This window comes from Streptomyces sp. NPDC041122 (genome assembly GCF_055592445.1).
The window spans coordinates 150380-172882 of sequence record NZ_JBVIYQ010000012.1; the positions used below are offsets into that span (position 1 = coordinate 150380).

Below are 22503 nucleotides of genomic sequence, written 5' to 3' on the forward strand. Positions count from 1 at the left end.
AGGGTCAGAGCACACCACCAGGGCGCACAGAGGGCTGGAAACAACGACGCCCGCACGCGGACGCCGCCGGGGCGTCAGAGCGAGGCGATCAAACCGGCCGCATCAGGCAGCTCGGCAAGACTGAGAGGCGTACCAGAAACACGGTCACCCACGATCATGTAGCGGCGATCCGAGTACACCTCGAACGCCAACTCCCCCCGGCGGACACGCCGGCCGTGCTCGACCGCGCCGCGGAACCACAGATGCAGGCCGGTACCGGACCGGCCGCGCTCCATGTACGTCGACGGCAACCGGTCCACGACCGCCTGCGCCCACGGAAGAACCCGTCCGCCCTCGACTGCGTGGTCCAGGTCGACGACGAGGATGCCGTCGCCGGCCGTCAGGACGAAGCCGATGCCGTCGCCGGTGCTCGAAGCTGACACCGCGGCGAAGTCCGACCAAGAGGAAGGGTCCGTGACTGAGGCGAAGCGGCCGTCCGTGCGCATCGGCACCTTGCCCTTGTGCCGCACCCAGCGAGGACGCGACGTCAACTCGGCCGGGATACGGGCCTGCTGCTCGGCGGCGACAGCTGCGGCGCGCTCACGCTTCCGGGCCCGAGCCGCCAGTACACGATGCGAATTGGAGCAGTAACGGCGGTCCGACCGGTGCATGACCGGCAGCTCTCCCCCGCAGTACTCGCAGCTTCGAAGCGTCTCTGGCATGTATCCAGGATAGCGCGGCGAGTTAACGACTAGAGGCCTCTGACCTGCATCGTTACCATCTCGCTACCCGAGGTGGGGCCCGAGGTGGACTAGACCCATACGGTAGAACCGCAGGTCAGGGCCTTGGAAACCCGGGCGGGATGTCAGGTGCTATACGGCCCGATCCGGCGACGCGGCGGGGGCGGGGGTGTCCCCCCGGGTAGTGGCGGTCGGCTGCGCTCGTGTCCGCTGGTCGGTGGGTTCTCGTGGGGGCGTTGGAGCCGTCGAGTTGCCCTTGCTCATGTGGTCTCAGGAGCGGACGTGATCGTGTCGACTGCCTTCGAATCGATCTTCTTTCTCGATCTTCTTCGACTTCAATCATTGATCATTTCACTGATCAATATCTGATCGAGATCAGATCACTCTCACGCGATGACCATCGCATCACCATGCAGCACTGTGCATGCATGGCCTTGCCCCTGCCCACTGCCCGTGCCCTGCCGGCCTGCCCCGGTAGGGGGCCGCGGCACCGCCTGCCCTCACCCTCACTGGTCGGTGTCGGCCTGCTCCTCGTGCGTCCATGCGTGTGCCCACACATCGGTGTCATCCACGACCAGAGTGATCGGCTCACCTGATGTGCGTGCAGGATCGGAGGTGATGGTGAGAGGGATCGGACAGTGGCACACGCAGCACCGCGAGTACGCAACGGCTGGCATCAACGGGTCCTGCGTCGACCAGGGTTGAGCCTGCTCCCCGTGTAGACCCCTGTGTTACGGCGGTGCAGGAGCTGACAGTAGCCCTTGGCTCTGGCTCCCATGTACTTGCTGAGCTTCCTGTTGCACCTGGTCCAGTCGCCTGGCGTTCCCCACCGGATCTTGGCGGCACCGGGGCCGCTGCTCCAGTACCGGCGTAGCGTCTCGGCGTTGCCTCGCCGGCTGCGGCTTCCTCGTCCCTTGCTCGCCACGTTGGATCACTCCTCGTTTGGCGCGGGCTTCTGGTCTTCGGGGGTTTGGTCCGCCCGTTCAACGCGTGCGACTTGCGCGGCAGGGATGGCGAGTACGACTCGGGGTTCCGTGGCGAGGACGCGTTCTCCGGAGGCGGCGGCCTGGCTCCAGAAGAGAACCCACCCGTCGGTGAATTCGACGGTGAGGTGGTCGTCTTCGACGAGCGTGTCGTCACCGCGACGTTCGGCGTGGATGATCAGGTATGCGGGCATGGTCGCGAGCCTCACAGTCAGAGGATCCCGGGGTGCGCTTCGGGGGTGCGCTTGCGTTTGGGTCGGGCCGCGAGGCCTTCGCGTGACGACTTGTAGCGATGGCAGTGCGGGGGTGTGCGGTCGTGGGCCCAGTCGAGGTTGTCGGGGCTGTGGTCGTCGCCGGGGTTCTTGTGGTCGAGGTAGTCGCCGCCGGGGAGTCCGCAGATGTGGCAGATGTGTTCGGGGTTGCGGGCGTGGGCGGCGGGTCGGATCTCGCTGGCCCAGTTCGAGGGGAGGCGGCTGCGCCTCGTGCTGCCCTTCCAGCCGCCGCTCATGCTGACCGGCTTTTCAGCTCCGCCTCGATCTCCTTGAGTGCAGGATGCTTCTTCCACTCCCCCACTCGAACGACCTTCGGATACCGGAGTCCGTGCAGCACCTCGGGGCGATCTGCGTGGATGACGTTGCGCGATGCGAGGCCCATGGTCGAGCTGAATTCGCGGGTCTCCTCGACGCTCCCAGCGATTACGACGGTCGGCCCTTCCTCCCAGGTGTCGACGGTCTGCAACTCGACCGACACCGCCCTGTCGGCGGGGACCGCAAAGACTCGCCGCGAGCTCTCCTTGAAGACGATCAAGCCGTCCTCAACTATGAAGTTCTCCGCTTCGATCGAGCGGACCTCGCTGGCCTGCCCCGAAGCTAGCTTGATCTCGTAGATGTTCATACCTACTCCTCGGGGTTGCGTTCAGTTTCGCTGCTGAGCGCCCATCCTGCGAACCCGGCGCGTTGTCCTGTCGGGGCTGAGGCTGCCGCGACTGCGAGGAGCCGGACAGCTACCTCTTCGGCGTGGGCGAGGGGGTCGTCGTCGCTGCCGTGGATCTCGACGGTGATCTCGCGGATGCCGTCGGATAGCTTCACCGTCACGTCAGGCATCGGGCTTGGCGGATCCGTCACGAAGCCGCTCTATCTCGTCGCGCAGGTGGGTGATTTGGGCTTCGTGGTCGGCCATGAGGCAGGCGTTCGCTCGCGGCATGGCATCGAAGATCTGCGCGGCCATGTTGAGGCGCTTCTCTGGCGTGGCTCGGTTCCATTGCCAGATCCACTGGCCAGGGGTGGGGGTGATTCGTTCATCGGTGACGGGTTCCTCGCCTGCGCGCATCTGATTCAGCGTCTCGGCTTGCGCGTCGCGTTCCTGTCGCAGCCCGGCGGCGGCGTTGCGGATGTCGTCCCAGTCTCGGGTGTGGTCCATGCCGAGGGCGTCGAGGAGTTCCCGCTTCTGTGTGGCGGGGCGGGAGGCGCTGTACTGCCGCTTGGCGTAGTCGAGGCCCTGCCGGATGCTCTCCTTGGCGTCGCCTTCGATGTGGACCTTGACGGTGCTGGGTGCGGGCTGGCTGCCGATGTACGCGCTGGTGTCGTTGGCGGGGATGTCGATGCGGCGGTCGGCGAAGAGGACTCCTCGGGCGCCGATCTTCTTGCCGAAGTCGTCCCAGTAGTTGGTGAGAGCGGCATGCGCGTCGAGCGTGTCGACGTCCCACTCGTCGACGACGAGCACGAAGGGCGGCCGGTCATCGTTGCCGCCTTCGGGGAGTTCGAGGATCTGGATGCGGGCCATCAGGCGTCCACCGCCTCGCCTTCGAGGCGCACGTACCGGTACGTGGCGGCTTCGGCCTTGACGACGCGGGGGTGGTCGGGGGCGTCGACGGACCTGGTGTAGAGCTGCAGGCTCACGATGTGGAAGTCGGAATCGACGGTTTCGACGCTGAGTTCGTCCGTGACGGGGAGCCGGTGGCCGTCGAGGTAGACGCCACCTGGCGTGATCTCCAGGCATTCGGCGACGTATCCGGCGGGCTCGGTTTCCGCCTCGTTTTCACTGTCCATGGCGCGGGCTCCTGTGGGGTGGTCGGTTACGGCTTCCAGTGCGACCCGCGTAGCGCTTCGGGTACGTCGCTGGTGGTGATCGGCGGAGTGGCGCGGATGTCGCCGAGTCCGAGGCGGCGTTCGCTGCTGGGCGGCGGCTTCGGCGCCTGCGGCTGGTCGAGTCCGGCGAGGATGTCGTCAGTGATGCCGTGGGCGTGGGCGAGGTCGAGGAGTTCGGGGCAGTCGTTCAGGTTGTCGACGTTCGACAGCTCCACGTCGCCGTAGGTGCCGCAGCCTTCGCAGGCGGGCTCGAAGGTGACGTTCGGGTCGAGCCGGTGCCGGGCGAGGATGCGGCGGTCCGCCTCGCAGCGCTTCTCGACGCGGCCCGCCAGTCCGCAACTGCACGGGCCAGTGTCGTAGACGTAGTCGAGGCAGTCGCAATCTGCCTCACCGCAGCAAGACCGGGGCTGAGGGGTGCTGTCGCAGTCGCGCAGGTGCGGGACCTCGGCCGCATCGACGGCGTCGACTTGCTGGGTGATCCAGGCGTGGAGATCCATGGCGCGGGCTCCTACCGGTCAGCTGTTGTCGGGTTGGCGGTTCTCGCCTTCCTGCTTCGCTTCCGGGCCGCCAGTGGACGTCGGCTGGCCGTTGAAGAGGGAGCCGGTGAGGGTGCTGAGGTTCTCGCTGATTCGTTTGCCGAACTCGTTGCCACTGGCCTTCTGTACGTAGGCGCTGATGGCTTCGGCTTGCAGGCGGACGTCGGCGGGCACGGCGTTGAGGACGCTGGTCAGGCAGGTGTCGTCCTTCGCGTGCAGGTCTTCGTGCCGCTGAATCGCGATGATCAGATTCCATGCCCACAGGGGCAGGTCAGGAACGGTGGAAGCCATGGCGCGGGCCTTCCGTGGGGTGGTCAGTGGTCGTGGATGCGCATGATCAGCACGCCGCTCCAGGTGCGGTACTCGGTGGTGTCGCCGTCGCAGTCCTTGATCAGGCACACCGTGCGGCTCGGACGCATGGGCCGCTCCCGCTCGGGCTGGCCGATGCCCAGCTCCCGTTCGAGCTTGTCGATCAGGGTGTAGTCGGGTGTGGTCATGGCGCGGGCTCCTGTACAGCTATCGGCGGTCGATCCCGTCCATGACGGTCGTGACGGCCCATCCGAGCCCGGCGCCTACGACGAGGAGGGCGAGGGTGGCGAGGAGGCTGGGCCAGGTCTCCGTCATTGCGCACTTCCCTGATGGTCGCGCGCCGCTTCATTGCCGGAGAGGTAGCCGAAGGTCCGGTTCAGGAGCCTTCCGAGCTCGATGCCCTTGCGCCTTTCACGGTCCATGAGTTGGAGCAGCTCGTCCGTGTAGTAGGCGATGAGCGTTCCGGCAGTGTCGTAGAAGGTGTAGCCCTGATGGTTTTCGGAACGCTCGGCCCGATCTGCGTTCGTCACGGTGTTGATCCGGAGATCACCCGTGTAGATCGCCAGCCCGTTGCCGGTCCGTTTGAACGTGACTTCGTGGCTGTCGGCCATGGGCGCGGGCCTTCCGGGTTAGGGCAGTTCCATGAGGTGCCAGACGAGGTGGTCGCCTGGGGCGATGGTGGTGCCGACGTGGCTGACGTCGTCGGGGATGGGTTGACCGGTTCCGTAGACGCGGAAGCCGCGCCGGGTCACGGGGCCGTCGGCGTGGATGGCCCACAGTTCGACGACGTAGATGCTGCGGCAGCCGACGTGGACGATGTCGCCGGTGAGGTCGGTTGCGTGCCACTGGTCGTCGACGGGGATCTCGTAGCGGTAGATCGCGCGGGTCACGTCAGATCTCCCGTCACGCTGCGAGGGCCCGCCGGATGCCCTCTTCGAGTTCCACGCGGGGCTGGTAGACGTTGAGCATCCGCTTCGGATCGCAGACGCGGTGGTGGACGCCTTGGGGTGCGGTCGCGAGGTGTTTGAACTGCGGCTGGTAGCCGGCCTCGGTGGTGACTAGGCCGGCGAGTTCGTCGAAGCTGACGGCTCTGCCCCAGCCGACGTTGATGGGCCCGGTCGCGTCTTGGTCGACGGCTGCGAGGGTCGCGCCGACGAGGTCGTCGATGTGGACCCAGTCGCGTGTCGAGGTGCCGTCGCCCCAGATCTCGAACGGGTCCTGGCGTTCGCGGGCCCGTCGGATGAACGCGGGGAACGGGTAGCAGTCGTTCTGATCTGCGCCGTAGCCGGAGAAGGGGCGGAGGATGTGCACGCGCGTCCCTTCGGCTTCGGCGTATTGGGCGAGCTTCTCTCCCGTGAGCTTCGCCCAGCCGTAGCTGGCGTCTGGCTGCTCGGGGTAGTCGAGGTTGATGGCGTCTTCGCGGAGGCGCCGGACGATGCCGGGTCCCTGCAGTCCGATCGGGTATGAGGCGGATGAGCTGAAGTACACGGCGCGTGGGGTGCCGGTGCGGGCGAGCCACCGCATGTACCAGGCGTCGAGCGCGAGGTTGGTGGCGACGCCGAGCGGGCTGCCGTCGATGGATGCCCGGCCTCCGACGATGGCTGCAGCGTGGATGGCGAGGTCCCAGCGGCGGTCGTCGGTGCGGAAAAAGTCGAGGGCGTCACCGCTGCGGGCGTACCGGGTGGCGTTGAGGTCGATGCCGAGGACCAGGTCGCCGCGGTCGAGGAGCGCACGGTGCAGGTGGCGGCCTACGAAGCCAGAGGCTCCGGTGAGGAGGACGCGCATGGTCGCCTCCTCAGCTGGTCTTGATGGCCCGGTAGACGCCCCACGGCAGGTCGCTGTCGAGTGGCTCCAGCCCGATTCGCGCACACGCGTCGGCCTGCTGCTCGCGGGACCAGGTGGTGACGCCGATCCAGCTGTCGGCTTCGGACGGCTGGTCGGAGACGGGCCAGTCGAGGACGAGGATGCCGCCCAACTTGGTCGCTGCCCGCAGGCGCTCGATGATGTGCAGGCAGTCCGTGTAGCTGTGGTGGATGAGGACGGCGAGCGCGTACACGGCGTCCATGCGGCGGCGGCCGAGGTGCGGGGCGAGGCCGTCGGCGTCCGCCTGCACGGTGGTCAGATCGGGGGCGCGTTGGGTGAGCCGGTCGAGCATCCGCTGCGACGAGTCGACGGCCGTCACCTCGTACCCGAGGGCGGCGAGCGGGATGGCGACGCGGCCGTCCCCGCAGCCGAAGTCCATAACCTTCGCCCCGTCGGGGATCACCGAGGCGAGCATGTCGGCCTGCGTCTTCCCGGACTCCCAGTACGCGTTCTCGGAGAGGCGGCGCGTCGGGTGGATCGCCTCGGGGTCGGCCTGGTCCCAGGCATGGATGACAGCTTCGGCGGTCACACTGCCTCCTGCCTGCTCGCCAACCAGCGGCGGACCGTCTGGTTGTGGCGGGCGTCTGCGAGGGCGTTGTGCTCGCCGGACTCCTGCTTCGGAAGGTCGTCCCAGGCGAGGCCTTGACGCCGGGCTTCCTGTTGGATGTCGTTGGTGAACATCGGGACACCCTCGGGGAGGTCGATCATCCGGCCCCAGAGCTGGGCGAGAGCGACGTGGTCGTAGGCGCCGTAGTTGGCCCACAGCTCCACGTCCGGTCCGGCGCCGCGGATGAAGTCCATGACGTCATCGGCGATCCGCTCGCGACGCTTCACGACCGGGTCGGCGTAGTCGAACAGCCAGGACAGCGGTACGTGGTTGCGACGGTCGCCGTGCCCCTTCGGCAGCCCCGGAACGACGTTCTCCATGAGCCACTTGTGCTTGCGGATCTTCCGCACGGGCATGTCGCGGTTGACGGCGTAGTACTCGCGGCCGTCGTCGCACACCATGCCGATGGAGATCAGCTCGATGGTGCGGCCGTCCTCCAGGAACTCCAGGTCGTAGTCGATGGCGGTCACGCTGCCTCCTCGACGAGCTTCCGCAGCTTGGCGAGGTCGGCTTCCAGGCCGCCGTTGTCTCGGTAGTCGTAGTAGGCGGCCGAGTCGGCAGACACCTGGGCGGGGCTGTTGCACTCCTCGTAGCCCTGATCCACCTCTGCCTTGCCGTTGGCGGGGTGGAGGTGCTCGATGACCATGTCGTCGAGGTAGGTGATCCGTCCCATGCCGCGACCCCATTCGACCCAGACAAGATCCACGCAGAGGTGGACCAGGGTGGGCGGGCACATGTACTCAAGCGCCGTCACGATGTCCGAAGTCATCGCCACGGCCGTCGCCATGGCCTCGCCCTGGAGGAGGTCGTTGCCGTAGACGATGCCGGGCCCACCGGACAGGCACTCCCGGATGCGGGCATCCCACGGCATCGCTGCGGGCCGCGGCCGATGGTCGTCGCCCATGAACGCGAGGAACCGGTACGACCGGGCTGCCTTCACCGCCTGCTGGTTAAGGGTGCCGACGAGCCGCCGCCGCTTGCCGAACACGAACCGCCCCCGACCGTCACTCTTCAGCTCGGCGGCGTGCTTCTTGTACGCGGCCAGCTCCGGGTCATCCGTGTCGACGGCGAACAGCAGGTCCGCGGTGGCGCCGGTGTCGTCCCAGGCTTGCACGATCTCCGGGACGGCCTGCGGTCTGCTGCGGGTGGGGATGATGACGAGGAGATCGTCGGCCATGGCGCGGGCCTCTCAGTAAACGGTGATGGTGCCGGTGCGGTAGACGGGCGTTTCGGAGCCGCCCGCGAATTTGATCCACACCGTGTAGGCGCCGGGCTCTAGCGTCGTGATGCCGCCGTTGGGGCCGATGAGGATCCGCCCGTGCGGGGCGATCCACTCCCCCGTCAGCCAGTCCTCGGTCTGCGGGCTGATGTCGGTGAGGAGGAACGCGAACTGCGGCGGGACCGCCAGCTGAATCTGTGTGCCGCCGCTCCGCGCCACGACGGTGACCTTCACGAACTCGGTTGAGATGGCGGCTAGATCCACGGCTGGCTCACCGTCCATCCCCCGCGGGGTTGGCTGTACTGGACGGTGACGTCGTCGGTGTCGACGGCGTCAGTTTTCGCGCCGAGCTGGCTGGACCCGGCGAGGTCTGCGGCTGCTCCGGCCGTCTGCACGGTGCTGGCGCCCAGCAGCGTCTCGGCGGTGAGGGCGGTGCTGACCACGTTGGACCGTGTCGCCGCGGCGGTCTGCGCCCCGTCGGCGGTCAGGACGGCGGCGGCGAAGTACGTGCTGGCCGAGCTTGCTGGGGTGTTGACGTTGTCGAACTCGGCGAAGTTGGTGGTGCCGTTGTTGCGGTAGGCGTACAGGTCGAGGGCGCAGACGTTGGCGCCGGCGGCCCATGCGGGCGTGACGATGGAGCGGCGGTTCGTCCAGGTGCTGCCGTCGGTGGAGGTGTCCCAGAAGACGGTGCCGCCGCCCTCGCGGATGCGGAGCCAGGCGTGGGTGGTGGCGTTGTAGGTGAGGACGGTGGCGCTGGCGTCGGTGTAGGCGACGTTGTTTTCGCAGCGCATCGTCCCGGCCACCGTGTTGATGTTGAAGGCGAAGTTTGTGCCGTCGGTTGTGCTGAGCACGGTGAAGGCGGTCTGCGCTTCTACGGTCGCGCCGTTCGCGGCGGCGGCGAGAGGCAGTTGCAGGTAGACGGAGCTGTTGGCGAGCGTCCACGTCTTGGCGGTCTGGTAGCCGGCGTAGGAGCCTGCGACGCAGGGGATGCGGGCGCGTCCGCCGGTCTCGGTGACGCCGCCGTAGGAGTTGCCCCAGTCGGGGCCGATGACGCCGTCGTTGAAGGTGTCGACGAGTGTCGAGATGGCGGGCATGACTTCCTCGTGATCAGGCCAGGGAGAATGACAGGGACCCTGCGGTGATCTTGAGTTCATCCCCGGCCAGCAGGGTGCGGGACGCGGTGAGCGCCCCGTACCAGAGGCGCACCGGTGTGCCGGCGGAGTCCCACACTTCGACGCCGACGAATGTGCCGGCGGGCATCCCGGTCCAGACGATGTCGGCGCTGTTGGAGGTTGCGCCGGAGGCTGCGGCGCCGACGGTGAGGTTCTTGCGGACGTAGCTGCCGCCGGTTGCTTCGGTGCCTGCCGCGGAGTCGGATCCGTTGGCGGTGACGATGGCGACCTTGAGCGGGAGGGTGGGTGCGGTTGTCGCCGTGCCCATAAGCCAGTCTAGAGCGCGGTTCTCGGCCGTATTCGAAAGGTTGTCGCTAATTACAATCACCACCTTTTCTGGGCTCCGTAAATTAATATGGAGCCATGTGCTCAATTGACGGATGTAAGCGGCCAGTTCATGTCCAACTCCGCGGATGGTGCCGCGCTCACTACTTGCGCTGGCACCGATTCGGAGATCCGTTGGCGTCCGCCCCGAAGAAAGACTTTCGGACCCGATATCTCGAAAAGGTCGATGAGCGCGGACCAGACGAGTGCTGGCCATGGACGAGCGCCTACGCGAGCCTCGACCGAGGTGCGTTCAGCTGGAAGGGCAAGACGCACATCGCAACCCGCGTCGGCTGGGAGATCCACTACGGATACCCGCCAGGAGACCTACACGTGCTCCACACGTGCGATCACGGCTGGTGCCACAATCCGCAGCATTGGTTCTTGGGAACTCATCAGGACAACATGACCGACCTCAAGGAGAAGAATCTCCCTCGCGGTCGACCGGTGGCGACCACGCCGGAGATTGATGCCCAAATAGAGGCAGCTCTCAGGACTGGAGAAAGCCACCTGAGTATTGCCCGACGTCTCGGACTTGGGCGATCAATAGTCGACCGACAGGCGCGGGGGGAACGAAACTTCGTAAGAGCCCCTGCCCCGCAGCGAACCCCTCCCGCGGACGCGTCCTAGGTGACGCCGAGGTGCCCGGACATTTCGACGATGTTTTCGCCGCCCGGCGGGTCAAAGGTGATCCATACGCGGTAGTCGCCGCGGGTGAGAGTGATCGCCCCACCGTCAGGTCCGACAAGGAGGCGGGCGGTTGCCCCGTCGCTCCATGCGGCGGTCTTCCAGTCACCGGCCGACGGGTTGCCGCGGTTGGTGACGGGGAGGATCGCGAGCTTCACGGGGGCGGTGGTGATGTCCACACCGGCGGGCGGGGTGACCTTGACCTTCACGTAGGCGGTGCTGCTGGCGGCCTGGTACATGGGGCGCCCACCTCCCATCCGCTGTCGTGCGGGTCGTCGGCGGCCCACACCTGACCGAGCGGTGTGACGGCGGCCGTCCAGCCAGAGGCCGGACGGCCGGTCTCCCAGTCGCCGTGGGGGGCGCCGATGACGTAGTCGACGTCTTCGGGCGGCTCGTTTCCGGTGAGGATCGCCAGGGCTGTGCAGGATTCGACCGCGGATCCGAGAGCGAAGGTCCTGTACGCCTGGATGGTCTGCGCGGAGCCTGCTTCTCCAGCAGCCGTGACGATGATGCGCTTGAGGCTGCCCACGGGCCGCGCTGTCTCGGTGCTGGTGGCGAGTCCAAGGGCTGGCGTCGCGCCGAAAGGCCGGCCGGCGCTTGTCTCGAATGCGGTCCCGAGGTGCCGGGTCTTGCGGCTTGAGGCCGTGAGCGGCTCGCCGGTCTCGATGGCGGTGCCGAGCGGCAGGGTCCGGGCGCCGCCGATCTTTTGAGTCTGTGTTGTTTCGGTGGCGGCGCCGAGCCGTTTGGCCTTGCCGGGTGCCGGGGGCAGCGGCTCGCCGGTTTCAGCGGCGAAGCCGAGGGCCAGGGCCCGCGTGCGGCCGAGGTCTTGAGTTTGCGTGTCTTCCGTGGCGTCGCCGAGCGGCGCGGTCTTGGCCCGGCCGACGGGTTGGGCCTGGTCGGTCTCAGCGGCGGCGATGAGGGCCCCTGCGGGCGTGACGGGCCGCGCCTCGTCCGGCTCCGCCGCCGTCCTCAAGGGCAGCGCCTTGCGGGCACTGAGCAGCTGTGCCCCGTCTGTCGCCGCCGCGGGGGCGAGCGGGTTCCTCCTGGTGGCGGTGGGAGCCTGTGCGGCTTCCTGCGTGCTCGCGGCGCCCAGCGTGCGGGACTTGACCGCTGTGCATGCCTGCGCGCTGTCCTGGCCGTCTGCAGGGGGCAGGGACGCAGTCCTGGCCCGGCCGAGGCCGGTGGATACGTCGCTCTGCACTGCGGGCGTCAGCGCCAGAGTCTTACGGCGGCCAAGGGCGTGCGCGCTGTCGATGGCCGACGTCATCGACAGGGCGCGTGCCCGGGTGTGCGTGAGGCCCTGGCCGGCGCCAGTCTCAGCTGCGGGGGCGAGCGGTTTGGCCCTCGTGTGGCCGATGCTCTGTGCGGTGTCGGTGCCCGTACCGGCTGCCGGCGTCCGGGACTTGGTGGCGGTCAGGGTGCGCGCTGTGTCGGTGCTGCCGGCGGTGGCCAGGGACTTGCGCTTGGTGCGGCCGGCCGCTTGTGCCGTCTCGCCGGCGGTCGCCGCGGTGAGGGGCTTGCTCCGGCCGGCTGTCTGCGCCGCCTCGCCGGCGGCTGCGGTGCCGGCCGTCTTGCGTTTCGACGAGGCCGCGGCTGGCGCGGTGTCCGTTTCGGTGGCGGTGCTGACGGTGCGCCGCTTGGCCCGGGTCAGGCTCTGCGCGGCATGCGTCTCAGCGGCGTTGGTGAGCGCCCGGACCTTGGTCCGGGCTGTCGACTGCGCCGTATCGGTTTCGGCTGCGAGTCCCAGTGCGCGGGTTTTACGCCGCGCCAGGCTCTGCCCGGCATCCGTTTCGGAGGACGTGTTGAGCGCCCTCGTCTTCGTGCGGCCTGGGCTCTGCCCGGTGTCCGTTTCGGCGGCCGTTCCGGCTGCGCGGGTCTTGCGTCGCGTCAGGCTCTGTGCGGCGTCTGTCTCCGACGCCATGCCAACGGTCTTGGTGCGGCTGGCAACCTGCGCGGTATCCGTCTCGGATGGGATGCCGGGAGTGCGGGCCTTTTGCCGTCCCAGGGGCTGGCTGGTGCCGGCCTCCGAAGCGACCCCGAGTGCGAGGGTCTTGCGGCGACCCGCGGCTTGCGCGGCCTCGACGGCCGACGCGACGCCGACAGCCCGGCGTTTGACCTTGCCGGGCGGCTGCCCCGTCCCGGTCTCGGACGCCACGCCGAGCGTCTTGACCTTGCGGCGGCCGGCAGCCTGCGCCGTCTCGACAGCGGAGGCCGTGCCAGCCGCGACGACCGTTGCTGTGGCGGACCGGGGCAGGATCAGCAACGGCATGACGCTCCCCCAGGGGGGTCTCGGCTCAGGCGTTCTGCGGCTGGATGAACACCTGGACGCCCAGGTACGGAGCGTTGACCGTGGCCGTGGCCCCGGACGGGAAGGTGCCGCTGAAAGCACCTGTGCCCTGGCCGGTGATCCGGTAGCCGTTGGGGACGTTGGCCGCTGCGGCGAAGACGTCCCCTCCGGTACCCAGGTTGGACATCACCCCGTTGAAGCCCTGCAGCGACGTGTGCTGCTGCGGGGTGGTCCTCACCGTGCAGTACTTGACCGCCAGCCAGTACAGGCCGGGGTCAAGCACCCAGTTGAAGCTGCCTGTCCCGGACGTCGGGCTCATGGTCAGCGTCGTGGCGGATGTGGACACGCTCAACGCGCCCGCCGCCGTCGCCTCGTTGACCAGTTCGCGCGGATACCCGGACCAGGCCACATCGTCGTACAGACCCCACCGGACGGTGCTGGTGCCGGTTGCGCCAGCCGTCGTGCCCGTCTTCAGCGCCAGCCGGTTCCAGAACTCTCGGCCCTGTGTGACCCATAGCGGGATGGCCCACAGTTCGCCGGACGCCGGGGTGATGCCGCCAGCTGTCGTCGCCGAGTGATCGGCGCTGTACCACTGGCCGGACACCCGGGGCCGCAGGCTCGGGCCGGTGCGGGGGGCTGAGACGTTCAGGTTCGCCGTGGCAGACGCGGACGTCGGCGTCAGCCGCCGCTTGGCGTCCAGGATGGCGTCGACGATGCGCGCCGCGCCGCGCTCGTTGGGGTGCAGGGCGTCGGTGAACAGCAGCGTGGCGTCCTTGCCGATCGCCGAATCCACGTCGGCGATCTGGACCATGGAATCGAACTCCGCGACCAGGGCGGTCAGGTCGCCGTTCCAGGCCTGCACGTCGGCATCGCGGGACGCCTCGGTTCCGGACCACCCCGCGTACTGGCCGGTGTAGCCGGCAGCGGGCAGCCTGGCGATGTTGCACAAGACCACTGGGGGCGGCTCCTTGGCCTCCAGCCACCAGCAGTCGAGCATGACCGCACCGCCGGAGTCGACCGTCGTCACCGTACCGATGATCGTCTGACCGGCATTCGCACTGGTCAGGTTCGTGATCCGCTTGACGACCGGGCAGTGCGTCGCGAGTCCGGTCGGCGTGATGTCCGACGTGGACGTCGTGCCGGTGACTCCGGCCGTGCCGGACCAGGTAACGATGCCACCGGACACTCCACCCGCACCGACCAGACCGATACAGACCGGCTCGCCCGCATAGTCGGACGGCAACGTGAGTGTGAAGTTCGCGTTCGTGGTGGCGGTGCACCAGTGCACGGTGGTGCCGGACGAATACGTCACGGCCACCGAGGAGAAACCGGCGCCATAGCTGGTCCGGGTGCCCACCTGGTAGTCATTCTCGTAGATCACGGATGAGCGCCAGCGGGAGATCGCCATACGCATGGCATGGATGTAGGCCGTCCGGACCTGGGTCGTCTGCCCGTTCACGCCGATGTCGTTGATGCCGTAGCACAGCAGCATGCAGCCGCCGTCAGCGACGTAGGGGCCGCCCCTGGTGGGGCGGTTGACGCGCTTCAGGATCCGCTCGAAGCCGCCGGTGGAGGCACCCTCGGTCATGATCTTGGCGCCGTTAACCGAGTAGTTCTGCCAGTTGGCGTGCTCGATATCGAGGGCACCCCTGAGCAGCGAGTCCGCGCGGCCTGTCTGGTAGTAGGTACCGAAGGCGTACTGCATATACGAGTGACCGAAGACCGACCAGAAGTCGGGGTCCCGGTACTCCCGGCGAGGCATCAGAGGCATGTGATCAGCTCGCCGTCGCCAGAAGGGAATTGACCGTCCCTGTCCCGGCCGAAGCGCCGAGCATGGACACCGCGAGCTGGGAGAGCAGCTGAGGCACCTCCCACCGGTCGCCCGCATCCAGATACCAGTGATGCGTGGCAGCCGTCGGCGCCGTGCTGTCGAACCGCAAGTAGATCCTCACGTTCGACGCGTTGACGATCAGCAGTGCGACACGGTTGATGTCGGCGGCGATCTGCGACGTCGACGCAGTCGTCGATGGCGTCCAGGTGTTGATGGCGGCGGCGGCCGTGGCATACGCCTCACGCACATACTGGTCGTGATCGGCCGGGGATGTACGGAGGAACGTGTTGATCGCCGTGCCCGCGCCCGCCGTCACGGCCACACTGCTGTCCGCACCCACACCCTCACCCCCGTCCAGTCAGCGTTGATCCGTCAGGCTGCGGACGTGGCGCGGAAGAAGTCTGTGATCGTCGCGGTCACGTCGCTGCCGTCCGGGGTGATCGCGAAGTCGTGCTTCGTCAGCGGAATCAGGTCCGTGTCTGTACCCGTGGTGGTGTCGGGGTCGTAGCAGATGACGATCGCGGAGATGGCGTTGCCGGTCGCCGCAGTCCACGTGATGTCGGCGGAGTCGATCGCGACACGGTCGTTGGTGTCGTCGACCGTGACGGTGACCGTGGCGAGTGTCTTGCGGCCCATGGTGGTCTGCTCGTTGGAGGCGCCGGCGAGGAGCGTGCCCAGATCGTCGTAATCCCGCATGACGGCGTCGGCGACAATGCCGGCCGTCTCGATGGGTACAGCGATCAAGGCGTCGTTCGTGGCGGGCAGACCAGCAAGGTAGGCCACGCGGCCGAGGGCGATGTTGAAAACGATGTTGGCCACGATGATCTCCTCTCGGGAGACAGCGGGGTGGGGTGTCCCGCCGCCCCGGCAGGGTGATGTGGGCGGCGGGACGAGGGGCGGATGAGCTTCGGGGCCGCCCCGTCTAGGGGTTGCGTGTCCGCCCGCCCCCCACGGGCGGGCGGACGACAAGGGCCGAGCGCTGGGGGCGCTACAAGGCCCGGCCTGCGCGACCACCAGCGCAGGGGTTCAGGCGGCGCGGGCGTGGGGGCCGCGACTGTTGGCGGCGGGGTCGGCGGGCTTGTACTTGGCGCCGCCTGCCGCTGCTCGCCGGATGGTGGGGAGGTGGAAGTACTGGCCTGCTTCGCCGTCGAGAACAGGCTCGATCTTTCGGCGGTTGATCCAGACGCGGATCGTGCCGGGCTTCACTCCGACACTGCGGGCGGCTTCCCACAGGTCGCCAAGGTCGGCGTTGCCTGCGATCTGCGCGAAGTGGATTTCGATGCCGTCCGGGTTCGGGTAGGCGACCACGACACCTCCACCAGGTACGCGAAAGCCCCCGCCGGTGTTGTCACGGCGGGGGCTCCAGAGGCGTGATGTGACTCGTGTGCCACGATTAGGGATCACGATTACAGATCGACTCGAAAACGTCAAGCAGCCTGACGATTCCGGCGCAGGTCGTTGGCGGCCACCACGACGAGGACGACAACAACCCCCGCGAGGGCAAGCGGCCAGACGAGGGCGAATGCTGCGGTGAGGATGGCATGCGCGGCAGCGTGGCCGTCTGGCTCAACTCCGGGGCCTCGCCTACGACAGATGGCGACCAGCACCAAGTCCAGAAGCCAGAGTCCTGCACCGATCGCCACATAGATCACTGCCGTTCCGCGCGACGGGCCCACCCACTGGTGCGCGACCACAGCGGCCAGCGACAGACCGACGAGCCACAGAGCGGCGTACAGCCTGAAGAGGCCTTGGTTGGGGACCATCTCGCTCACCACGCCACCTTCGGTCGACAGATGGTGCATTGCGGGCAGATGCAGTAGCCGGGCTCACCCCTCCCGATACGGGGATCTGCGCACCGTGAACAGTGGCAGACGCATTCAAGGTCCATGCGGGGATTCGGATGGCCGCACTCATCCAGCCCTGAGGGTTCCGGCGTCTCGCTCACGCTGCTACTCCTGCCGCTTCGGCGAGTACCTGCTGCTGCGCGGCGCGGGGTTGCCGCCGCCCGTCAGTCGCGTGCGTCGCCGTCATCTCCGTCTTCCGGGTAGTCGACGTAGTCGGGCGCGGGCCTGATGCCGGGAGGGTTGTGGCTGCGGATGTAGTTGAGGGCGAGGTCGACGTCACTGCTCGCCGACTGTCGCTCGGCGGGGGCGGTGGGTTCTGTGGGCATCATCTGCCTGAATCCTTCCGGACGGTAGGCGGTTGGCTGGTGCGGGTCGGCGCTGTGGGGCATTACTCTCATCCTCTCGCTGGATCGACTCGGCGTCTCGGGTTACCGCTCACGCCGCCGTCGCGGAGATTTCCGCCTGTCCTTCGGCGAGCACCTGCTCTTGTGCCGCCCGGAGTGTCCGCCATTCCCCCAGGGTCTCCCACCGGCTGCCGCATGCCGAGCATCGGACGCGGTGGGATGCGGCGGATGCGGTGAGCTGCTGACGGCAGAGGCCGTCGTCGAGCTGGACGGGACAGAGGCCGATCTGTACGCGGCCGGGCTTGCGTTCGTCGTGGACGATGGCAGTGCATTCGGCGTGGAGCTTGCGGATGGCCTCGATGTCCTGGCCGATGGACTCATAGCTGCCGCATGCCCACAGCAGGTTGTCGGCGAGGAACTTCACGTGCCGCTTCACGGCCTCGGCAGGGTTGATACGCCACGAGGCGAAGATCCTGTTGCCGTCACTGTCGGGCGTGATCACCCAGTCGAGGGCGGTCCGCCACGAGTCGTCTATCGCTCGCAGTCGGGCGGCGACACCTCCGCCGGGCGCGATGAGGCCGAGGACTTCGAGCCGGGGCGGGATCGGCGGGTTCTTCGTCCCGGACCCGCCGCCGCCTATTCGCCGAGCCCCCCGCATCAGCGCGGCCGTCGTGTCCAGTTGCCGGAACAGGGCGGGGAGTTCGACGAGGTGCTTCGCGGTGGCGTCTTCGCAGGGCCTGCACGCCCAACGGCCCGTCTCGCTGACCCAAAGCTGCCGTCCGCAGCCGGGGGTGACGCAGACGGGCCACACGTAGTCGGTGAGGTCGGTGGGGTGGTCGTGCATGGCAGGCTCCTCGCGGTGGTTCGGGAAGCAGGATGCGGTTGAGCCAATTGTGCACGCACCCGTTGACACCACCGGGCCATTGGCACACTGGAAGTGGCCTCAGGCGTGTTCTGGTGAACTCCCGCCACTCCCCCGCCGAGCCCGTCACACTCGCCTCATGGCGCTTCGTTTCGCAGTCCAGGCCGACTCGGAGTCGGAGTGCCGCCGCGCTCTGGATCTCCTGTGTGGGCAACTCGGGTTGGAGCCGGCGCTGTTGCCGCGGCTGATGTCGGACAACCGGTGGATGGCTCGTGCCGTGCCTGCACCGGTGTCCCGCGCGTCAGTCTCTGAACTGTCCCAGCAGTGACCGGAGCGGGTGCGTCTGCGCTGCGTGCCGCCTCACGTCCCCTTCGGCGCCTCGACCGGTCACCGCCCAGGCGAGTGCACCCCCGGCAGGCAGGAACGATCCGCTACTCGCGGAGCATCCGTGTGGGCCGCCAGCAGTAGTGCCAGCCGGCTTCTTCGTGTGGTGCGGCGCCGCCGGGTGTGAGGGCGTACACGTCTCCGCTGCGCACCATCCACGCCGGCAGGGGATCGGCGCCCCGGAATGTCTGCCCGTGCGAAGGCCCGCCCTCGATCCCCAGAACGTTCGTCACGCGGGGATCAACGGCGGGCCGATGGTGCGGGTTACGGAAGCGCGGTCAGCTCCAGGTCCAGTTCTGCCCGCTGCGGCCTGCCTGGCAGGCGGCGTCACCTATCTCGCGGGCGAGGGTGGCCCATTCGGCATCCATGAGGCGGTGGCCAGCGGCCTGTTGGAGGAGGACGCCGATACGGGACGCCTCCCGGGGCGGGATGCTGGCGATGTCGGAGAACCGGCCGTTGAACAGGTAGCTGATCTCCCGCCACTCGTGAGCTCCGAGGACGTGGGCGAGTTGGCTGCCGAGGTTGCTGATGGTGAGTGCGGAGCGGGTGCCGGCGACCCCGCTGATGCTAATTCCCATGTTGTGATCCTTTCCGGGTCGGTTACTGGCCGCGGGTGTCGGCGAGTTGAGCGGCACGGTCGAAGGCGAGGAGCACCGGGGCGGCCGTGGCCTGCCGGGTATTCCAGCTGGGGATGGTCTGCGCCCAGGTGAAGTCGCGCTGGATGGACTCGAGGAGCAGCACGCATGCGTCGTCCGCCAGGCCGCGGTCGCCGTGGGCTTCGAGGCGGATGGCGCGGATGGGACAGATGGCGCCGTCCTCGTCGTAGAGGGCGTCGCGGCACCAGCCGTCGCGGGCGAGCCGTTGCCGGGCGCGCTCGAGGAGGCCGGCGACCGGACTGGCGAGGGTGGGTTGCAGCACCGGGGTGAGCCGCAGCGGCGCTGTGATCTCGGGGACGGTTTCGGTGGGGATGTGGGCGGTGTTGACCTCGAATGCGACGGCGGCCTGCGCAAGGCGGGCAGTCATGGCTGCGTCGGTGAGGGCGAGGCGCGCGTCAAGGTCGAGTTCCGTCGGTGGCGCAGTTCCCCTCGGCGGGGTTGCCGGGGCAAGGGTGGGCGTGGTCATGTTCGTGGTGCCTCCTGCACGTTCGCGTGTGGCGGGTGGAAGGGGCGCCCCTGACTGCTGCCAGGCTGGGAGGGGCGCCCCGGCTGAGCTACTTCTCGCGCAGGGAGTAGCGCACGAGGATCACGTCGGAGACGGGGATCTGGTTTTCCTGCGCGTGGATGGTGCGGATCCCGTCGAGGAGGGTGCCGACGGTGGCGCCGGGCGGCGGGTTGTAGCTGCCGGTGCGGTCCTGTGCCGGGTTCACTCCGGGCCGTGCGGGGCCTCGGGTGAGGGTGGCGCTCCAGTCGTAGGCAGCGGCGGTGAGCGGGGTGTTCGGGCTGGTGTAGTCGGGCATCGGGGTCACTCGCCTTCGCCGAAGCGGACGCGCATGGTGGCGTGGCCGAGTTCGGCCGCTTCGCTGCCGTCGGTGGTCCGGGTGGCGAAGCGGGCAGTGACCTCGCGGACGATGCGGTCGGTGGTGGCGCGGTCGCCGCGCTTCTTGGCGGCGATGTAGTCGCGCACGGACTGATGGGTGATCTTCAGGTCGGACATGCGGGCTCCTTGATCGGTCAGACGCGCCAGATGCCGGGCTTGCGGCGAGTGGACGGGTTGCTGCCCTGTGCGACGTGCTTCTCCAGGCCGCGGAGTTCCGCCTCGTCCAGGACGCCCTCGTAGTTGTCGCCGAGCGGAGCGCCGACCTGGGGCGTGGGGTCGGCGATGCCGCGCATCCCGGCCGGCGGCTTCGCGTAGACGGTGCCGGACTGCGCGAGCAGGGCCTGAGCGGAGAGGTGGCCAGTCAGCCAGTTGCCGGTGACCGGACTGCGGTGAGTGAACGTGTGGGCGGTGTAGAGCTGCCCGTCCTCGTAAGGGGCGAGGTTGGTCGCCACATCAGCGACGGTGTAGACGACGGTGCCCTTGCGAATGTGCTTGTTGAGGTCGCGGGCGCCCCTTCTGGTGGGCTCCCAGGTCTTACCTGCCATGACGATCTCCAGTCTGGTTTGATGTGGTTTCTGTGGGTGGATACGACATGTTTTGCCCCGTCTTGCGGGGCGGATAGTTGATCTGAGGGGGTGGATAGAAGCCGGATACCATCCACCCGGCAGTCGGGTGGCAAGACGGGGCAAATCGCCCTCCATCCACCCGACAAGACGGGGCAAACATGACAACTAGCTGCCGAGCAGGAGGTCCAGCGCTTCCTTGATGTCGTCGCGTTGATAGCCGCGAACCTGCCCCTCACGGCCCGGGACCACGATCTTCACGGTGCCGCCCGCGCCAGCCGCCCGCAGCGCCTTGCCGAGCTCCTCGCCAGTGATGGCACCGATGACCCGCGCCATCTCGTCGAGCTGGGCTACATCCCTGCCGAGCTGATCCATCGCGGCCAGTGCCTCTCGGCAGCAGGCGATCTGGTGCTTCTGCTCCGACGTGTGGTTGAGCACGTTCCGGCCCGGCATGCCGTCACGCTTCGGCCCGCCGGCCGCAGAGGACAGGCCAGTGGTGTTGAGGAGGTGCTTCTCGATCGGGTCCTCCCATTGCCCGGCCAGACGCCCCGCCCTCTCGCGGATCTTCGCCGACTTCTCCAGCAGCAGCGTGATCTCGCCGCGCTCGTCCTCATCCAGGTCGAACGAGCGGGCTAGGTCGGTGACGCCGGCGAAGGGGTTCACCAGCCAGCCGAAGCCGGGCCGCGGCGGATCGAACTTGGAAGCGTCCCGGCCTGCGCTGGCCTGGCCGCCGCCGAGGATGGCGTTGGACTGAGTTGCGTTCTCGACGCGCATCGCCCACCGGGCGCCGCAGTTCATCGCCAGGGCCTGCGGGATGACGTCGGCCTCGGGGTACTGGGTGATCAGCACCATGAGGATTCCGGCACCCGCGGCGACCGCGGACAGCTCGATCAGGGCTTCGATGATCTCGTCGCGCAGGGGCTTGCCGGGGCGGGTGTAGGTGGCGAGCTCGTCGATGACCAGCAGCTCGATGCCGCCGATCTGGTCGATAACGGGTGCGACGAGCTTGGACTTTCCGAGCCTGCCGAGGTCGGCCTCGCGCCTGTCCTTGTCGGCGAGCAGGGCCTTGAGCAGGGCCAGCAGGCGGGCAGGGTCGGGCTTGAAGTAGGTGGAGGCGACGCCCGTCTTGGCGTAGGGGTCCCACTCGCCGTTGTTCTTTCCGGCGACGATCCGCAGGTTGATCCGCGGGTCGAAAGAGGTCCCGACGATGAGGTTGGAGGCGCCGACGCCCTTGCCGGAGCGGGTCATCCCGGCGATGACGTAGGACTGGTTGTTGATCGCCAGGCGGATGGTGATGCCCCGCTTGTTCCAGGCAACGGGCGCACCGTCCTTGAACGCGTCGAGCTGCGAGGGCGCCTTCAGGAGCGGGGAGGGCCTCGTCTCCTCGAACGGGTCGCGGTCGGTCATCCACAGGGAGGTGCGCACTTCGGCGCCGGCCTTCTCTACGTCGACCATGGATGCGTCTCGGCCGAGTGCCCCGGCCAGCCTGGGCAGATCCTTCTTCAGCTCGGCGACGGTCACGCGCGGCGGCAGATCGAAGACGACAGTGGTGTTGCCGTCGCCGTCTCGCTGCGGCACGGCAAGGATCTTGATCTCCTCGTTCGGCTTGACCTTCCCGATGTTGCGGAGCGCCTGATCGAGCTCCTCGACCGTGAGCGCCGGCGGCGGCGGGGCGTTGAAGTTACGCACTCCAGGCAGGGGTTCGGGCTTCGACAGGTTCACCGTCGGGAGGGCCAGCTGCTCCCCCATGGCCGGGGCAAGTGCAGGCTGGCCGACGTCGAAAGGGCGCGACACCAGGTACCAGCCGTAGCCCGCAGCAGTGCCGAGGGCGGCAAGGATGAACGGCTGCCCGTTCACGGTCTGCTCGACCGCGGCGCCGAGCATGGACAGAGATCCGAGTCCGCCACCTGCGAGAACGGCGGCGCGCGAGGCGCGCTTGCCGGTGCGGGCAGCAGTGATCTCCCGCTCGGTGGGCGGCATGACCTGCTGCGCCCGGTGGGCGGCGAGCTGCGATTCGGCGGTCGCGACCTGGCCGGCGAGGCTGGCCAGGGTGGAGGCGCTGACGCCCTCATCCTGCTCGCTTCGCGCCTTGGCGTGCGCCAGGCGGCCGTGGGCTTCGGCGGCGGCACGCTCCAGGTGAGCGGTCTTCTCGTCGTACCTTCGCTGCTTCTTCTGCGTGGCCAGCTGGATGACGTCGACCGGGTCGAGGTCGCCTCCGGCCAGCCATTCCCTGGTGCGGGCCGACATGTGGCCGTGCTGGACCCTCAGGGTCTTCTTCAGCCGCTGGCCCGCCGAGGGTTCCGGGGTGGTGGGCGGCTGGCCGGGCATGGGCGGGATCTGCTGTTC

General features: G+C 68.2%; 35 protein-coding genes. 1 reads left to right on the top strand and 34 read right to left on the bottom strand.

Annotation, left to right across the window (positions count from 1 at the left end):
• Window positions 1-74 precede the first annotated feature (74 nt).
• From ACZ6B8_RS35380 to ACZ6B8_RS35470, 19 genes are all read right to left on the bottom strand, one after another.
• Window positions 75-701 (bottom strand): bifunctional DNA primase/polymerase, encoded by a 627-nt coding sequence (locus tag ACZ6B8_RS35380; protein WP_471609850.1) that lies wholly within the window; start codon window positions 699-701, stop codon window positions 75-77.
• A gap of 949 nt (window positions 702-1650) precedes the next feature.
• The gene (locus ACZ6B8_RS35385; protein WP_471609851.1) at window positions 1651-1896 is read right to left on the bottom strand and encodes a hypothetical protein; all 246 of its coding nucleotides are present in this window, start codon (window positions 1894-1896) and stop codon (window positions 1651-1653) included.
• A 17-nt stretch (window positions 1897-1913) separates the two neighbouring features.
• Window positions 1914-2210 carry an HNH endonuclease gene (locus tag ACZ6B8_RS35390; RefSeq protein ID WP_471609852.1) on the bottom strand — a complete coding sequence of 99 codons (297 nt, stop codon included), beginning with the start codon at window positions 2208-2210 and terminating at the stop codon, window positions 1914-1916.
• Window positions 2207-2596: a hypothetical protein gene (locus ACZ6B8_RS35395; RefSeq protein ID WP_471609853.1), complete on the bottom strand. Its 390-nt coding sequence runs from the start codon at window positions 2594-2596 to the stop codon at window positions 2207-2209. Before ACZ6B8_RS35395 ends, ACZ6B8_RS35390 begins: the two co-directional genes overlap by 4 nt.
• Before the next feature lie 2 nt (window positions 2597-2598).
• Window positions 2599-2805 (bottom strand): hypothetical protein, encoded by a 207-nt coding sequence (locus ACZ6B8_RS35400; RefSeq protein ID WP_471609854.1) that lies wholly within the window; start codon window positions 2803-2805, stop codon window positions 2599-2601.
• Window positions 2798-3484 carry a hypothetical protein gene (locus tag ACZ6B8_RS35405; protein ID WP_471609855.1) on the bottom strand — a complete coding sequence of 229 codons (687 nt, stop codon included), beginning with the start codon at window positions 3482-3484 and terminating at the stop codon, window positions 2798-2800. The genes ACZ6B8_RS35400 and ACZ6B8_RS35405 overlap by 8 nt, the downstream gene beginning before the upstream one ends.
• Window positions 3484-3750, bottom strand: a complete 267-nt coding sequence (locus ACZ6B8_RS35410) for a hypothetical protein (RefSeq protein WP_471609856.1) — start codon at window positions 3748-3750, stop codon at window positions 3484-3486. Before ACZ6B8_RS35410 ends, ACZ6B8_RS35405 begins: the two co-directional genes overlap by 1 nt.
• A gap of 26 nt (window positions 3751-3776) precedes the next feature.
• Window positions 3777-4286: a hypothetical protein gene (locus ACZ6B8_RS35415; RefSeq protein ID WP_471609857.1), complete on the bottom strand. Its 510-nt coding sequence runs from the start codon at window positions 4284-4286 to the stop codon at window positions 3777-3779.
• Window positions 4287-4304: 18 nt separating this feature from the next.
• Complete coding sequence (locus tag ACZ6B8_RS35420) at window positions 4305-4616, bottom strand: hypothetical protein (RefSeq protein WP_471609858.1); 312 nt, start codon at window positions 4614-4616, stop codon at window positions 4305-4307.
• A gap of 23 nt (window positions 4617-4639) precedes the next feature.
• Window positions 4640-4822, bottom strand: coding sequence for a hypothetical protein (locus ACZ6B8_RS35425; RefSeq protein WP_471609859.1), 183 nt, complete (start codon window positions 4820-4822; stop codon window positions 4640-4642).
• A gap of 123 nt (window positions 4823-4945) precedes the next feature.
• Window positions 4946-5245 (bottom strand): hypothetical protein, encoded by a 300-nt coding sequence (locus ACZ6B8_RS35430; RefSeq protein WP_471609860.1) that lies wholly within the window; start codon window positions 5243-5245, stop codon window positions 4946-4948.
• Window positions 5246-5263: 18 nt separating this feature from the next.
• A complete protein-coding gene (locus ACZ6B8_RS35435) occupies window positions 5264-5524 on the bottom strand; it encodes a DUF7352 domain-containing protein (protein WP_471609861.1) in 261 nt (86 codons plus the stop codon).
• 13 nt (window positions 5525-5537) lie between these two features.
• Window positions 5538-6419: an NAD-dependent epimerase/dehydratase family protein gene (locus ACZ6B8_RS35440; RefSeq protein WP_471609862.1), complete on the bottom strand. Its 882-nt coding sequence runs from the start codon at window positions 6417-6419 to the stop codon at window positions 5538-5540.
• Window positions 6420-6429: 10 nt separating this feature from the next.
• Window positions 6430-7026: a class I SAM-dependent methyltransferase gene (locus ACZ6B8_RS35445; protein ID WP_471609863.1), complete on the bottom strand. Its 597-nt coding sequence runs from the start codon at window positions 7024-7026 to the stop codon at window positions 6430-6432.
• Window positions 7023-7574 carry a 3'-5' exoribonuclease domain-containing protein gene (locus ACZ6B8_RS35450; RefSeq protein WP_471609864.1) on the bottom strand — a complete coding sequence of 184 codons (552 nt, stop codon included), beginning with the start codon at window positions 7572-7574 and terminating at the stop codon, window positions 7023-7025. The genes ACZ6B8_RS35445 and ACZ6B8_RS35450 overlap by 4 nt, the downstream gene beginning before the upstream one ends.
• Complete coding sequence (locus ACZ6B8_RS35455; RefSeq protein WP_471609865.1) at window positions 7571-8281, bottom strand: hypothetical protein; 711 nt, start codon at window positions 8279-8281, stop codon at window positions 7571-7573. Before ACZ6B8_RS35455 ends, ACZ6B8_RS35450 begins: the two co-directional genes overlap by 4 nt.
• 12 nt (window positions 8282-8293) lie before the next feature.
• Entirely contained in the window at window positions 8294-8587 is a 294-nt protein-coding gene (locus ACZ6B8_RS35460) for a hypothetical protein (protein WP_471609866.1), read from the bottom strand.
• Window positions 8578-9417 (bottom strand): hypothetical protein, encoded by an 840-nt coding sequence (locus ACZ6B8_RS35465; RefSeq protein WP_471609867.1) that lies wholly within the window; start codon window positions 9415-9417, stop codon window positions 8578-8580. The genes ACZ6B8_RS35460 and ACZ6B8_RS35465 overlap by 10 nt, the downstream gene beginning before the upstream one ends.
• A 13-nt stretch (window positions 9418-9430) precedes the next feature.
• Entirely contained in the window at window positions 9431-9868 is a 438-nt protein-coding gene (locus ACZ6B8_RS35470; RefSeq protein ID WP_471609868.1) for a phage tail fiber protein, read from the bottom strand.
• Here ACZ6B8_RS35470 and ACZ6B8_RS35475 point away from each other — a divergent pair.
• Window positions 9859-10449 (top strand): HNH endonuclease, encoded by a 591-nt coding sequence (locus tag ACZ6B8_RS35475; RefSeq protein ID WP_471609869.1) that lies wholly within the window; start codon window positions 9859-9861, stop codon window positions 10447-10449. The two genes, ACZ6B8_RS35470 and ACZ6B8_RS35475, sit on opposite strands and share 10 nt — an antisense overlap.
• On the opposite strand, the gene ACZ6B8_RS35480 is transcribed toward ACZ6B8_RS35475, so the two are convergent.
• From ACZ6B8_RS35480 to ACZ6B8_RS35550, 15 genes are all read right to left on the bottom strand, one after another.
• A complete protein-coding gene (locus ACZ6B8_RS35480; RefSeq protein ID WP_471609870.1) occupies window positions 10446-10745 on the bottom strand; it encodes a hypothetical protein in 300 nt (99 codons plus the stop codon). The two genes, ACZ6B8_RS35475 and ACZ6B8_RS35480, sit on opposite strands and share 4 nt — an antisense overlap.
• Window positions 10712-12775 (bottom strand): hypothetical protein, encoded by a 2064-nt coding sequence (locus ACZ6B8_RS35485; RefSeq protein WP_471609871.1) that lies wholly within the window; start codon window positions 12773-12775, stop codon window positions 10712-10714. The genes ACZ6B8_RS35480 and ACZ6B8_RS35485 overlap by 34 nt, the downstream gene beginning before the upstream one ends.
• A gap of 25 nt (window positions 12776-12800) precedes the next feature.
• Window positions 12801-14498, bottom strand: coding sequence for a hypothetical protein (locus ACZ6B8_RS35490; protein ID WP_471609872.1), 1698 nt, complete (start codon window positions 14496-14498; stop codon window positions 12801-12803).
• Window positions 14499-14568: 70 nt separating this feature from the next.
• A complete protein-coding gene (locus tag ACZ6B8_RS35495; RefSeq protein ID WP_471609873.1) occupies window positions 14569-14964 on the bottom strand; it encodes a hypothetical protein in 396 nt (131 codons plus the stop codon).
• Window positions 14965-14996: 32 nt separating this feature from the next.
• Window positions 14997-15443 (bottom strand): hypothetical protein, encoded by a 447-nt coding sequence (locus ACZ6B8_RS35500; protein ID WP_471609874.1) that lies wholly within the window; start codon window positions 15441-15443, stop codon window positions 14997-14999.
• Between the two features lie 207 nt (window positions 15444-15650).
• The gene (locus ACZ6B8_RS35505) at window positions 15651-15932 is read right to left on the bottom strand and encodes a hypothetical protein (protein ID WP_471609875.1); all 282 of its coding nucleotides are present in this window, start codon (window positions 15930-15932) and stop codon (window positions 15651-15653) included.
• Window positions 15933-16051: 119 nt separating this feature from the next.
• On the bottom strand, window positions 16052-16396 hold the full coding sequence (locus ACZ6B8_RS35510; protein ID WP_471609876.1) for a hypothetical protein: 345 nt from the start codon (window positions 16394-16396) through the stop codon (window positions 16052-16054).
• A 236-nt stretch (window positions 16397-16632) separates the two neighbouring features.
• A complete protein-coding gene (locus tag ACZ6B8_RS35515; RefSeq protein ID WP_471609877.1) occupies window positions 16633-16797 on the bottom strand; it encodes a hypothetical protein in 165 nt (54 codons plus the stop codon).
• Window positions 16798-16903: 106 nt separating this feature from the next.
• Complete coding sequence (locus ACZ6B8_RS35520) at window positions 16904-17656, bottom strand: hypothetical protein (RefSeq protein ID WP_471609878.1); 753 nt, start codon at window positions 17654-17656, stop codon at window positions 16904-16906.
• A gap of 680 nt (window positions 17657-18336) precedes the next feature.
• Entirely contained in the window at window positions 18337-18636 is a 300-nt protein-coding gene (locus ACZ6B8_RS35525) for a DUF7739 domain-containing protein (RefSeq protein ID WP_471609879.1), read from the bottom strand.
• Between the two features lie 22 nt (window positions 18637-18658).
• The gene (locus tag ACZ6B8_RS35530) at window positions 18659-19081 is read right to left on the bottom strand and encodes a DUF6197 family protein (protein WP_471609880.1); all 423 of its coding nucleotides are present in this window, start codon (window positions 19079-19081) and stop codon (window positions 18659-18661) included.
• A 187-nt stretch (window positions 19082-19268) separates the two neighbouring features.
• Window positions 19269-19514 carry a hypothetical protein gene (locus ACZ6B8_RS35535; protein WP_471609881.1) on the bottom strand — a complete coding sequence of 82 codons (246 nt, stop codon included), beginning with the start codon at window positions 19512-19514 and terminating at the stop codon, window positions 19269-19271.
• 5 nt (window positions 19515-19519) lie between these two features.
• On the bottom strand, window positions 19520-19711 hold the full coding sequence (locus tag ACZ6B8_RS35540; RefSeq protein WP_471609882.1) for a hypothetical protein: 192 nt from the start codon (window positions 19709-19711) through the stop codon (window positions 19520-19522).
• 17 nt (window positions 19712-19728) lie between these two features.
• Window positions 19729-20139, bottom strand: a complete 411-nt coding sequence (locus ACZ6B8_RS35545) for a hypothetical protein (protein ID WP_471609883.1) — start codon at window positions 20137-20139, stop codon at window positions 19729-19731.
• 186 nt (window positions 20140-20325) lie between these two features.
• Window positions 20326-22485 (bottom strand): hypothetical protein, encoded by a 2160-nt coding sequence (locus tag ACZ6B8_RS35550; protein WP_471609884.1) that lies wholly within the window; start codon window positions 22483-22485, stop codon window positions 20326-20328.
• Window positions 22486-22503: the final 18 nt, after the last annotated feature.